Genomic DNA, 11,433 nt, shown 5'->3' with positions numbered 1-11,433 from the left:
AACCGTTCTACTGTTTTGTTAGGTTTTGTTCTGAATGTTCTCATTCATGGTCTAAACCAAAGACCATTTTTATAAGAATTTTCAGGGTTTTACATACTGTTCAGTTTTCAAGGAACTTTTTCGTTGTCGCTTTCGTTCTCAGCGGCAACTCGTTTATTCTATCATACCGTTTCCGGTTTGTCAAGAACTTTTTTAACTTTTTGAAGGAGTTTTCCTTCATAAGTTAAAGCGCAGAAGGAGGGATTTGAACCCTCGCGCCGCTACTAACGACCTACTCCCTTTCCAGGGGAGCCCCTTCAACCACTTGGGTACTTCTGCATTGGTTGACTCACATCTTGCTTTTTTTTACAAGATCGTTATTCAGTTCTGCACCAGGAACTCATCTCTCTGGCTCCGCAGTACAGTTAGCGGAGAGAGTGGGATTCGAACCCACGCGCCCTTGCGGACAAACGGTTTTCAAGACCGCCTCGTTATGACCACTTCGATATCTCTCCAAAGCGCTCTCTCAAACGTGCTCATTAATAATACCCCACAATACCATTTTTGTCAAGCATTTTTCCAAGTTTTTTTCGTTTTTTTATTCTTTTCTAATTGTATACAAAATATGTTATTCCCATGCATTGCGATCATCAACATCTGGTATTCTCATGTCATATATCCAATAAACTCATTTCTCCTTTTGAAAAGAATTTTTTCAGAATTTTTCTAAAAGTCTAAAATTCGTAACTGTTCAGTAGGTCTGCGCACTTGCTGCGCTGACCGTAAGAAAACATAGGCTGGAGGGCAAAAATCCCATCAGCGAAGCTGATCTGGAATGAATTTTTGCGTGTAACTATGAAGGTACTGAATAGGTACTAAAATTCTTTTTATCTGTTAAGCCAGAAAGGCGTGATCTCCTTTTCCCGGAAGACCACGCCTCTCTCTGACTGCCACTGGCAGATCCATATCTTCTATTATAGAAAGAATCTATTGTACCCTATGAGCACAAAGAGCCTCCGCGATGATCATATCCTCCGGAGTTGTCACTTTGATGTTTGAATAACTTCCCTCGATAAACTTCACCTTTGTGTCCGTCATCAGTTCCACTACCATTGCATCATCCGTAATACGGCTGCGGTCTGTTCCGGGTGCAAATACCTTCTCGTAGGCGCGGTAGATCAGACCGAAGCGGAATGCCTGAGGTGTCTGGATCTGCCATAAGGTACTGCGGTCCGGCGTGCTTGCAGAAAATCCCTCCGCATCCGCTGCCTTAATCGTATCCTTAACCGGCATTGATGCCACACAGGCAGAAAACTCCCGGGCACCATCCACAGCTCTCTCGATGATCTCTCCATTTACAAGCGGTCTTGCACCATCATGGATCAGAACGATACCGTCCTCTGCGAATCCTACGGCCTTTAAAGCGCAAAGTCCATTCCAGACAGAATCATACCGTTCTTTTCCCCCCGCAACGACCTGTCTCACTCTGGTAAATCCATACTGCTCCACGATATTCCTGTTACAGAATTCCACTTCGTCTGCTCCGGCCACCAGAATAATCTCATCCATCCCTGCCTTCTCAAAGGCCCGCAGGGCATGAACAACCACCGGTTCCCCCTTTAAGAGAAGATACTGCTTTGCCACCTTGCTGTGCATCCGCTTTCCATGTCCTGCTGCCAGCACGATGGCTGCTGTTTTCACCTGTTCCATTACCGCTCTCCCAGTTTTAGGTTCGGCACCGCATTGAGGTCCCAGCCTGCGCGGACTCCGTTGATATACTCATAGTATCCCGCAGCACCGATCATTGCTGCGTTGTCGGTACAGAAGATCGGTGACGGATAGTAGAATTCGATTCCGGCTTTCTCACATGCCGCCTTCATGCCTGCGCGCAGGGCAGAGTTTGACGCAACGCCGCCCGCAATGGCGAGCTTCTTGTATCCAAACTCCTTTGTTGCCGCAACGGCACGGCTCACGAGAACATCCACCACCGCGTTCTGGAAGGAAGCGCAGAGATCCGGCACACAGATCGTCTCTCCCTTCATCTCCGCCTGGTTGATATAGTTTAATACAGCGGATTTCATGCCGCTGAAGCTAAAGTCATACTGGGATCCGCCGACTTTTGCCCGCGGAAATTCCATGGCATGAGGATTTCCCTCTTTTGCCGCCTTGTCGACCTTCGGGCCGCCCGGGTAGCCAAGGCCTACAGCGCGGGCAACTTTATCGAATGCCTCTCCCGCCGCGTCATCCATTGTGCGTCCGATGATCTCGAACTCACCGTAGTCCTTCACGATCACAAGATGGGTATGTCCGCCGGACACGATCTCGCAGACAAACGGCGGTTCCAGATCCGGATGCTCGATAAAGTTCGCGGATACATGGCCCTCAATATGATGAACCGGTACAAGCGGTTTCTTTGCTGCGTATGCAATCGCCTTCGCAGCCGCAACACCCACAAGAAGTGCGCCTACAAGACCCGGACCGTATGTCACAGCAATGGCTGTGATCCCGTCCAATGTCATGTGTGCCTCGTCAAGAGCGGCCTGAACCACCTGGTTTACCTTTTCAATATGTTTTCTCGATGCGATCTCCGGCACAACACCGCCGTAGAGCGTGTGAAGCGCGATCTGGGAAGAGATCACGTTGGACAGCACCTCACGGCCGTTCTTCACGACGGAAGCTGCCGTCTCGTCACAGGAGCTCTCGATTGCAAGTATATATACATCTTCTTCAACACTGTGTATCTTCATTTTCTAATCCTCATCAAATCCAAGTTCTGCAGACCAGCCGTCACGGGCGGTCTTAATTTTCGGGAAGATCTCCCGGATCTCATTCAGGTATTCCTCCGGATGCATCAAGGACGGGCTGTAATGGGTCAGCCACATCTCCCGCGGATTCGCCTCTTTACCGAGCTTTGCCGCCTCCTGGAACATCATATGCTTATTCTCCCGCGCGTTGGCAATTTTTTCCTTCTCACCGTACATGCCCTCGCAGATAAAGAGGTCATTGTCCGCGGCATATTCGGCGATTGCCGGAACCGGGCGCGTGTCAGTCGTGTAGGTAACGGAAATTCCGCGGCGCTTTTCTCCCAGCACCATGTCCGGGGTCAGGATCTTACCCTCGTGCTCGATGGTCTCGCCTTTCTGCAGTCTGCTCCAGAATTTCTGCGGAATCTCCTGGGCTCTCGCCCGTTCCACATCAAATTTGCCGTTTCTCGGGATCGTAATGCGATATCCATAGCAGGTCACGCGGTGGTTTACGCGGAATGCGTCCACCACATAGGGACCCGCCTGAAATTTTTCTCTCGGCTCCGTGAGTTCTTTAAACACAAGCGGGAACGGAAGTTCCGGCGCAATGGTGCGCAGGGCACCAACGACACGTTCCAGACCTTTCGGTCCCACCAGAAGTACCGGCTCCGTGCGCTCCGCGTTTCCCATGGTCAGGAGAAACCCCGGAAGTCCGCTGATATGGTCGGCATGGTAGTGGGTGAAGCAGATCACGTCCACCGGCTTCGGGCTCCATCCCTTTTCTTTCAATGCGATCTGGGTTCCCTCGCCGCAGTCGATCAGCAGATTGCTACCATCGCAGCGCGCCATCATGGACGTTAGCCAGCGGTACGGCAGCGGCTGCATGCCGCCGGTTCCCAGTAAACAGATATCTAACATGTATTTTCCTCTGCATTCTATGATAATAAAAGTTTATATTTATCCAGTCTGCACGTATCATACCATAAAGCGGAGGTCATATGCAAGAGATGGAAGTTGATTCCTGGGCAGGAACCGCAAGAAGTATTACTGTTCACGCCGCGCAAACAGTAACTGATTTTGCCGATGCTTCGCATTCCGAATCGGCAAAATCCATTACCATCACTGTATTGTACGGAATTTTCAGTTCAGAAAATTCCTACCCGTGTACAGTGACCAAGAAGTACAGAACTGCCGACGTCAGCTTCTTCTGAATACCCGGCAATAGAAAACGAGTACAGACAACCGCCCGTACCCGCTTCTAACATTCAAATATGCTCTTGCAGCGCAATCTGGTCTGAACCTGTTTCAGCATAACGGCATTTCTGCCGCATACCGCCTGCGTTTTCAAAGCAGCTCGATCTCATCCTCCACGTCCACCGGAACCCGGAACTCCGCTGTCACTTCGTTGTAGCAATCCTCGCACAGGTCAAAATGGTGGATCTCCCCGTCTTTTTCCGAAAAGAAGTCCCATCTGTGATCTGATGTAAACACACCTTCCCGCACGATCCCATGTTTCACCGCCAGTTTTTTCCCACAGCGGTTGCAGATCACACAATCCAGCCTGCCATCTTTTCCGTATTTTCTCATCGTTTCTTTTCCTCCGCCTTCTTTATCTCCGGCTCTTCCGGAGTCCCCTACAGTATAGCGGATATTTTCATGATTTTAAGTGGGAATCGATGGAACGGAACGTCTCCACATGATGAGGGCATCCTCCACCGGATTCTGATAGTAATTTTTCCGCACAGCCTCCGCCTGAAAACCATAGGATTTATAAAGGTTTATGGCAGGTGTGTTTCCGGCGCGCACCTCCAGAGTCAGGTCCGGCGCTTCCTTTTCCTTTGCAGAGATTTCCAGACGGTCCATGAGTTTCTTTGACTCCCCACAGCCCCTGTGTTCCGGGAGCACTGCGATCCTCATGAGCTCGCCTTCGCCGGCGAGGAAGCGGAAATTCGCGTATCCGATCCTGGTGCCGTCTGTATCTGTCAGCACCCAGGCCTCGTCCCACTCACTCTCAAGCAGGTCAGAGAGGAGCTTTTCAGACCAGGCATCCGAAAAGCAGGTCTGTTCGATCTGCTTCACAGCGGAAATATCATCCACAGTCATCGCGCGAAGCACAGCTCCTGCCTGTTCCGCGGATTTTTCACCGCTGTTTTCGTTATTTATGTATTTATTGTGATTGTTGGAATTTTCATGAATAATGTCTTTTTCCACTATATTCTCCTTTTCAACCGCATTCCACAGGCTTGCACACCATGCACGACGGATCTGCCGGATTTTTGCCGGAATTTTCGTTCATGTGAACAGACTGCCGGGAAATAAATTCCCGGCAGAGTCTTATCACAATATTCGATTCCATATATGACTTTACAGCCAAGTCCTATCTCTTTTTCTTCGGCGTAAAGTCCTCCTCGATGACCTTCCATGCAGCCTCAACGCTGAAGTACTCGCGGATGTATTTCTGGGTCTCCTCGCACATTCTGCGGCATTCTGCCGGATCCTGATACATCTTGACTACCTCGTCAGCGAATGCCGCCGGTCCGTCGGCAACCTTCATGACACGATCCGCCTCCGGGATTCCCTCGGAACCGATGGATGTGGTGACGATGGCAGCTCCATTGTAGACTGCCTCAACGACCTTGCCCTTAACTCCGGCGCCGTAGCGCAGCGGAACCACAACGATGCGGGATGTGGAATAAAGAGACGCAAGCTCTTCCTCCGTGACAAAGCCTTTGACAATGATGCCGCTTCCCGGCTGTTCAAGCGCTTTGATCTCGTCTGTCACCTTAGAGCCAACCACATAGAAGTTTACGTCGATCCTCTGTCTGATCAGCGGGAAGATCTCCTTTGCGAACCAGAGAACCGCGTCCGCGTTCGGCGGATGCGCGAAGCCGCCGACAAACAGCAGTCCCTCCCTCTTTGCGAAGTCCTTGTCGATATTCTCCAGGAATTTCTCATAGACATAGGCTGTGATCGCCTTGATCTTGTACTCCGGATGGATCGCGTGGATCGCCTCCTCCTCCACGTAGGACGGATAGTAGGAGACCGCCGCCTTCTCCATCAGGGAGAATTCGATGGATTTCCAGTAATCGGACTCCCGTTTCTTCTTGATATCGCCGGTAAGCTCGTACTCCCGGTACTCTCTTAAGAAATGCAGATCATGTCCGTAGTAGATCACCTTGATATTGGTGTTCTTCTTAATAAAATCAACATACTTGATGGCGATATGCGGACGGTTCAGGTACGCAAAATCGATCTCATCTTTATTCTTTGTCAGCCAGTCCCAGATACCTGCCTGGTACTCCGGCCCATATAAGATCTCCACGCCCATCTGCTGAAGTGTTGTGGAGTACGGCTCCTCGTGAAGGAAGTTGTCTCCGAGGAATTTCACGGAATATCCCATCTTCACGAACATTTTGAGGTACTGGTAAGTAGTCTTGGAACCCGCGTCCTTATCGAAGGTCGGAACATAATGGTCCACCACAAGGATCACCGGCTTCTTCTGGCTTCTCTCACGGGCACGGAACGGGTTCGGATTGCCTGTATTTACAGACTGCTTTTTGAACTCCTCCGCCCACTTTTCCTTTAGCTTCTTACTGTTCTCCACCTGGTAGCGCTTTAGACCAGTTCCATTTACGTCGGTACCGTTGGAGACGCCCTCGAAGTGGATGACTTTTGACAATGGCTGGTAGACTACGCGGTATCCGGCTTTTCTCACCTCGAAGGCAAGGTCGGAATCCTCGCAGTACGCCGGTGCAAACAGCTCGTCGAAACCGCCGATCTGTTTCCAGAGGTCATTGGATAACAGGATCGCCGCACCGGAGATATAGTCCACATCCTTCACGTAGTTGTATTCCGGCTTCTCCGGATCGTCAAGACGTCCATAATTCCAGCCGGAGCCGTCGCTCCAGATGATTCCCCCCGCTTCCTGGAGACGTCCGTCAGGGTAGACCAGCTTGGAGCCAACCATACCGATCGTCGGATCAGACTCGATGAGGTTCACGAGTGATGAGAGCCAGCCCGGAGTTACCTGTGTGTCATTATTTAAGAACATCACATATTTTCCGCGGGCCGCCTTCGCTGCCTGGTTACAGTTTCTCAGGAAACCCTGGTTCGTCTTGTTTCTGCAGATCACGAGATTCTCCGCGTACAGGGACAGCTCCTTCGTCGCGTCCGTGGACACGTCATCGGCGATGATGATCTCATAGGTCACATCCTTCGTGTTCTCTAAGATTGAGAGCAGGCAGGCATAGGTATAGTGGATCTGGTTGTAGACCGGGATCACGATGGACACGGTCGGGTGCTCCACATAGTCAAAATGGAGTTTTCCATGCTCTAAGTAACCGGCGCCGATCTTAAAGTCGCCGCGGATCCTGTTTCTTCCGTCCTTTGTGAAATACAGCCTTCCGTATTTTCCCGGATGAAAGACGGTATTCTTGAAGTACCCCGCGATCTTTCTCTTTCTTGTGCCCTTCGGCATGACTTTATCCACAGCGCGGTGGCATTTCCGGAGAACTTTCCACATGATCGCCTCATGTTTCGACAGGTACTGCAGGTCTCCCGCCATTCTCGCGTTCTCGCTTCTCAGGCTGGCGATGATGGCATCCAGGTTCGTCACATGATTGTTTGTGAGACGCTGGACTTCCTGCTGCTTCATGATCGTGATGTCCTTCTCGGAGATCTCCTGCTTTAAGTTCTCGCACCAGTCTTTTACCTTGTAGAGCTCGCTCTCGCGGTCAAGAAGAAATTCCACGGTCTTTGTCGGCTGCTCGTACTGTTTCATGTAGCCGAAGGAGCCTGCATCATGGACATAGGACTGGAACGCCTTTTCCATGCCGTCAAAGATCTGGAGTTCTCCCCCTGTGATCCCGAAATGGGCATAGAGATCCTCTTCTTTTACGTTGAGGACTCTCTCGTAGCGTCTGTAAAAATATAAGAGGTCGCGGTATTTCAAAAATTTCTCCGGGATTGGGAAATCAAATACCCATTCATAGTCGATTCCGTAGATGCAGTTCTCGTTTTCCGGCACCATCAGGTTCTCGAAGAGCCCATCCACATTGGAGACCGCGGCTGCCTTATCGTCGATCATCGGAACTTTTCCGAATACCGTCTCGAACTCCGGTGTCGCCTCAAAGATTTTCGCGTCTGCATTTTCCGGGAACAGCACCTTCATCACGGTCTCAAGCTCCTGATACGGAACCTCGCCCATAACGATAGCCTCGCCCAGGGCATCCCCGACCGTCTTGCCGTTTAAGTACTGGAAGGAGACCGTCTTCTTATCCTTTTTCCATTCCGGCTTCAAGAAACGGATGGCAGGATTCAGATCACGGATCTTCTCATATTTTTCTCCGAAGGAGCGGATATGCGCCTCGCCAGCCTCTGTGAGAGCCGTTTTTTCAACGGTGAGAACTTCGTCCTCCCGCACGATCTCTGTCTTTAACTGGAACTGCGCCGCTCTGGTCCGGTTGTATTTTACAAATAAAATCTGTCTCATGCCTTCCCCTTTTCCCACATGCCAAGGAATGAGTTCGTGAATTTCGTGAAGTCCCCATTTCTGCATGCGTTCGTCATGGCTTTCTCCTCGTTTCCGAACCAGAGTCCCGGTCCGTCAAGACGGGCGGAGATGTTCGTCACATCGCCGGTCTGCGGGAGATAGCCGTCGGAGTAGATGGTCACCGGGTAACGGTAGTCCGGAACCGGATAGTAGAGCATTGCGGTTCCGCCAAATTTCTCTTTTAAGTCCTCAAACAGACCACGGAACTCCACCTCCAGGAAGGAGTGCTCAAATGGCTCCGCTCCCATGAAATAGCGGACACCAGACTCATTCTCCGCTGCCGCTAAAAGCCTTCCGCCAGGTCTCACAAGAGCAGCTGCTCTTGCCAGCAGATCTGCTGCCCCGTTTTTCTCTGTCCTGGAGAGCATGGACGGCAGGATCACATAGTCGAAGCCATCCTTATAGAGAGCATCCAGTTCTTCTGCCGCACGCTCTTTTCCCTTGTACTCTTTCCATCCAAGAGACTCTGTTCCCGCCTTTGGAAGTTCGCCGCGGACCAGGCAGAGATTTTCCTTCTCTCCGTGTCTTTTCCGGTTCACCTCCAAGTTCTCATCCAACGGATCCAGAACGACCACCTCACCGGCGCGCTCCGCAAAGAGCCCGGTACAGGAACCGTAGTCGGATCCGACCTGGAGAACCCGGTCCTTTTTTCCTATTTCCAGCCACTCGAAAAGGTTTTCCCTTAACGGCGAAAATGCGTAGAGACACCACGGGCTTGTTTCACCCCGCAGTGCCGCCTCCGCATCTCCTTTATACTTTTCGAGCAGGTCAAGAAGTTCATAACTGTAATCCTTCATCTTTTTCTCCCGCTTTTACGCCCTTGTGAGCGATGTCTCCACCTCAGACTCCATGTCGTAGACGCCGACCGTATTCTTGTTGGAGATCACCGTAATGTTTGCAATGTTGTACAGGCGGTGGTAGACCACATGTTCCTCGCCCTCGAAGCCGGTACAGCTCATAGAGAGCAGGTACTCGCCGCCCTGTAATGTCATCTTCTGGGTAAAGGAAACGTCGTAGACATCGCCATCCCCCACCGGTTTGATATCGCATCCCTCGTACATGGTGTTCGTTCCGGTGAGGTCTGTTCCCTTTTTATCGCGGATCGTGTAGGTAAAGATCGGACTCTTGATCGGCGCATGGAAGCGGATCCGCTCCTTGATCGTGAACATCTCTCCCTTTAACAGAAGGTTTGTGAGATTTCCTTTCGCGTCGAAGAGTCCCAGGTCGAAGATCTCAGCCCGGCCGTCACCGTACTCGGTGCGGTCTGTGTTGATGGTGATCTTATCCTTCATGAGGGATCCGTCGGAATGGGATTCCTCCGCCTTCGCCTTTTTCTCATCGCCTAACATCCCGCCGGAATAATCGCTCTCCAGTTCTTCATTTAAGGAATCCAGCTGGTTTGCCAGGATCTTCTTATAGAGATCCACCATGTGACCCGGCTCACCTTCCGCGATGAATTCGCCCTTGTTTAAGAGAACGACCTTATCGCAGTATTTGATGATACTGCCCATATCGTGGGTAACCATGAGGATCGTTGTTCCCCTCTGCTTGATCTCCTCCATCTTCCGGTAACATTTTGCCTGGAAGAATACGTCTCCGACGGACAAGGCCTCGTCGACGATCAGGATCTCCGGCTCCACATTAATGTTGAGCGCAAACGCCAGACGGACGAACATACCGCTGGAGTATGTCTTCACCGGCTGATAGACAAAATCGCCGATATCCGCAAAATCCAGGATATCCTGCAGCTTCTCATCCATCTCCTTCCGGGAATAGCCCATCATCGTGCCGTTCATATAGATATTTTCGATTCCGGTGTAGTCCATGTTGAAGCCGGCACCAAGCTCCAGAAGTGCGGAGATCTTTCCCTCAACGTCCACCTGGCCTGTGGTCGGTGTGAGGACACCGGTGATGATCTTTAAGATCGTTGATTTACCGGAACCGTTCGTTCCGATAATGCCCACCGTCTGTCCTTTTTCCACGTTGAAGGACAGACCATTTAAGGCATAGAAGTCTTTGTGATAGCTTTTATGTGTCAGGCTTAAGGATTCTTTCAAGCGGTCGATCGGCTTGTCGTAGAGCCTGTACACCTTCGTCACGTCTTTTACTGTAATCGCATTGGCAGACATGGTTTCCTCCTACAATACATCTGAGAAATGCGGACGGAGCCGCTTGAATACTTTGAGTCCCACTAACATGGTGATCAGGGTCACTGCCCAGAAATACACGGTCAGTGTCGGACGCATGAAGAACCAGTCTCCCGTCAGCATGCTGTCACGGTATCCCGCCGCAATATAGTAAAACGGGTTCAGCTTCAGGATCATCGGAGCCATCGTCAGACCTTTGTCGAGGAATAACTGCTCGCTGTACATAATCGGGGTCAGCCACATGCCGAACTGCAGGCAGATGCTGACGATCTGTGCCATATCCTTGAAGAATACCTGGATCGCGCTGGTAAGATAGGTGAGCGCCAGGGCGTACATGGATGCGGCAAAGGAATAATAAATGATCTGGATCCAGGAAATCTGCGGTCTTTTGCCGCTGACCAGGAATACGATGAACATGATCGCAACAAAGAACACATGGACGAACAGGCAGGAGATCAGTTTGATCACAGGCAGGATCTCCACCTTAAATACTACTTTTTTTACCAGGTAGTTGTATTCCTGAAGGCATCCTGTTCCGCAGTTTAAGGCTTCGGAGAAGAAGAACCACGGGGCGATACCCGGAACCAGCCACTGGACATAGGAGGCGTTCGGCACCGGCGGCGCACTCTTGAATCCGATGGGACCGAAGATGAGCCAATAGATCAGGACGGTGACGATGGGCTGGATAAACATCCAGACAACGCCAAAATAGGAGCCGACAAAACGTTTTCTGAAATCTGCCTTGGAGAGTTCCCAGATCAGTTTTCTTTTTGCCACCAGCTCCTTCAGTAATGAAGTCAGATAATTCACGCTTTAACAACCTTTCTGGTCTCCGGGGGCGGGGAGCGCTATCCGCACATTCCCGGGGCGGAGACTATGTGTGAGTTTTAATATAATTTAACCTGTTGTGCTAGATAAAATAATATAAAGAAACTTCAACAAAATGTGCTATCCTATTTGTAGGCAATACAACGAAAGGAGGCATCATTATGTTGAAGTTCCAAAATAATAA

Annotated in this window: 10 protein-coding genes and 2 tRNA genes; 1 reads left to right on the top strand and 11 read right to left on the bottom strand. The window is 50.7% G+C overall.

Features of this window, described 5'->3' with window-relative positions; genetic code table 11:
* Positions 1-229: 229 nt before the first annotated feature.
* The 5 genes from ABCW45_RS17340 to ABCW45_RS17320 all read right to left on the bottom strand — a co-directional run bounded on the left by ABCW45_RS17340 (position 230) and on the right by ABCW45_RS17320 (position 3,641).
* A tRNA-Ser gene (locus ABCW45_RS17340) sits at positions 230-318 on the bottom strand.
* Between the two features lie 90 nt (positions 319-408).
* A tRNA-Ser gene (locus ABCW45_RS17335) sits at positions 409-494 on the bottom strand.
* 472 nt (positions 495-966) lie between these two features.
* Positions 967-1,689 (bottom strand): 2-C-methyl-D-erythritol 4-phosphate cytidylyltransferase, encoded by a 723-nt coding sequence (gene ispD, locus ABCW45_RS17330; protein ID WP_343221262.1) that lies wholly within the window; start codon positions 1,687-1,689, stop codon positions 967-969.
* Positions 1,689-2,726: a tRNA (adenosine(37)-N6)-threonylcarbamoyltransferase complex transferase subunit TsaD gene (gene tsaD / locus ABCW45_RS17325; protein ID WP_021905363.1), complete on the bottom strand. Its 1,038-nt coding sequence runs from the start codon at positions 2,724-2,726 to the stop codon at positions 1,689-1,691. The genes ispD and tsaD overlap by 1 nt, the downstream gene beginning before the upstream one ends.
* Before the next feature lie 3 nt (positions 2,727-2,729).
* Positions 2,730-3,641 carry a ribonuclease Z gene (locus ABCW45_RS17320; protein WP_015553889.1) on the bottom strand — a complete coding sequence of 304 codons (912 nt, stop codon included), beginning with the start codon at positions 3,639-3,641 and terminating at the stop codon, positions 2,730-2,732.
* 80 nt (positions 3,642-3,721) lie between these two features.
* Here ABCW45_RS17320 and ABCW45_RS17315 point away from each other — a divergent pair, with 80 nt between their 5' ends.
* On the top strand, positions 3,722-3,934 hold the full coding sequence (locus ABCW45_RS17315) for a hypothetical protein (RefSeq protein ID WP_117471104.1): 213 nt from the start codon (positions 3,722-3,724) through the stop codon (positions 3,932-3,934).
* Positions 3,935-4,067: 133 nt separating this feature from the next.
* Here ABCW45_RS17315 and ABCW45_RS17310 read toward each other — a convergent pair whose 3' ends face one another.
* From ABCW45_RS17310 to ABCW45_RS17285, 6 genes are all read right to left on the bottom strand, one after another.
* Positions 4,068-4,310, bottom strand: coding sequence for a hypothetical protein (locus tag ABCW45_RS17310; RefSeq protein WP_015553890.1), 243 nt, complete (start codon positions 4,308-4,310; stop codon positions 4,068-4,070).
* A gap of 75 nt (positions 4,311-4,385) precedes the next feature.
* Positions 4,386-4,934 carry a ribosomal protein S18-alanine N-acetyltransferase gene (gene rimI, locus ABCW45_RS17305; RefSeq protein WP_242990672.1) on the bottom strand — a complete coding sequence of 183 codons (549 nt, stop codon included), beginning with the start codon at positions 4,932-4,934 and terminating at the stop codon, positions 4,386-4,388.
* Between the two features lie 166 nt (positions 4,935-5,100).
* Positions 5,101-8,214: a glycosyltransferase gene (locus ABCW45_RS17300; RefSeq protein ID WP_117553134.1), complete on the bottom strand. Its 3,114-nt coding sequence runs from the start codon at positions 8,212-8,214 to the stop codon at positions 5,101-5,103.
* A complete protein-coding gene (locus ABCW45_RS17295) occupies positions 8,211-9,071 on the bottom strand; it encodes a class I SAM-dependent methyltransferase (RefSeq protein WP_117553135.1) in 861 nt (286 codons plus the stop codon). The genes ABCW45_RS17300 and ABCW45_RS17295 overlap by 4 nt, the downstream gene beginning before the upstream one ends.
* A gap of 15 nt (positions 9,072-9,086) precedes the next feature.
* Positions 9,087-10,403: an ABC transporter ATP-binding protein gene (locus tag ABCW45_RS17290; RefSeq protein ID WP_015553894.1), complete on the bottom strand. Its 1,317-nt coding sequence runs from the start codon at positions 10,401-10,403 to the stop codon at positions 9,087-9,089.
* 9 nt (positions 10,404-10,412) lie between these two features.
* Positions 10,413-11,231, bottom strand: a complete 819-nt coding sequence (locus tag ABCW45_RS17285; protein ID WP_117471108.1) for an ABC transporter permease — start codon at positions 11,229-11,231, stop codon at positions 10,413-10,415.
* Between the last annotated feature and the right edge of the window lie 202 nt (positions 11,232-11,433).

Origin of the sequence: Pilosibacter fragilis (genome assembly GCF_032490495.1) — a bacterium.
Taxonomy (GTDB): domain Bacteria; phylum Bacillota; class Clostridia; order Lachnospirales; family Lachnospiraceae; genus Pilosibacter; species Pilosibacter fragilis.
Note: the sequence above shows the minus strand (reverse complement) of the source record. Positions and strands in the feature narration are given on the sequence as shown.

Coding starts and splice junctions, on each gene's coding strand:
- ispD (WP_343221262.1), bottom strand. CDS start 1,689: ATGGAACAGGTGAAAACAGCAGCCATCGTGCTGGCAGCAGGACATGGA.
- tsaD (WP_021905363.1), bottom strand. CDS start 2,726: ATGAAGATACACAGTGTTGAAGAAGATGTATATATACTTGCAATCGAG.
- ABCW45_RS17290 (WP_015553894.1), bottom strand. CDS start 10,403: ATGTCTGCCAATGCGATTACAGTAAAAGACGTGACGAAGGTGTACAGG.
- ABCW45_RS17315 (WP_117471104.1), top strand. CDS start 3,722: ATGCAAGAGATGGAAGTTGATTCCTGGGCAGGAACCGCAAGAAGTATT.
- ABCW45_RS17310 (WP_015553890.1), bottom strand. CDS start 4,310: ATGAGAAAATACGGAAAAGATGGCAGGCTGGATTGTGTGATCTGCAAC.
- ABCW45_RS17300 (WP_117553134.1), bottom strand. CDS start 8,214: ATGAGACAGATTTTATTTGTAAAATACAACCGGACCAGAGCGGCGCAG.
- ABCW45_RS17295 (WP_117553135.1), bottom strand. CDS start 9,071: ATGAAGGATTACAGTTATGAACTTCTTGACCTGCTCGAAAAGTATAAA.
- ABCW45_RS17320 (WP_015553889.1), bottom strand. CDS start 3,641: ATGTTAGATATCTGTTTACTGGGAACCGGCGGCATGCAGCCGCTGCCG.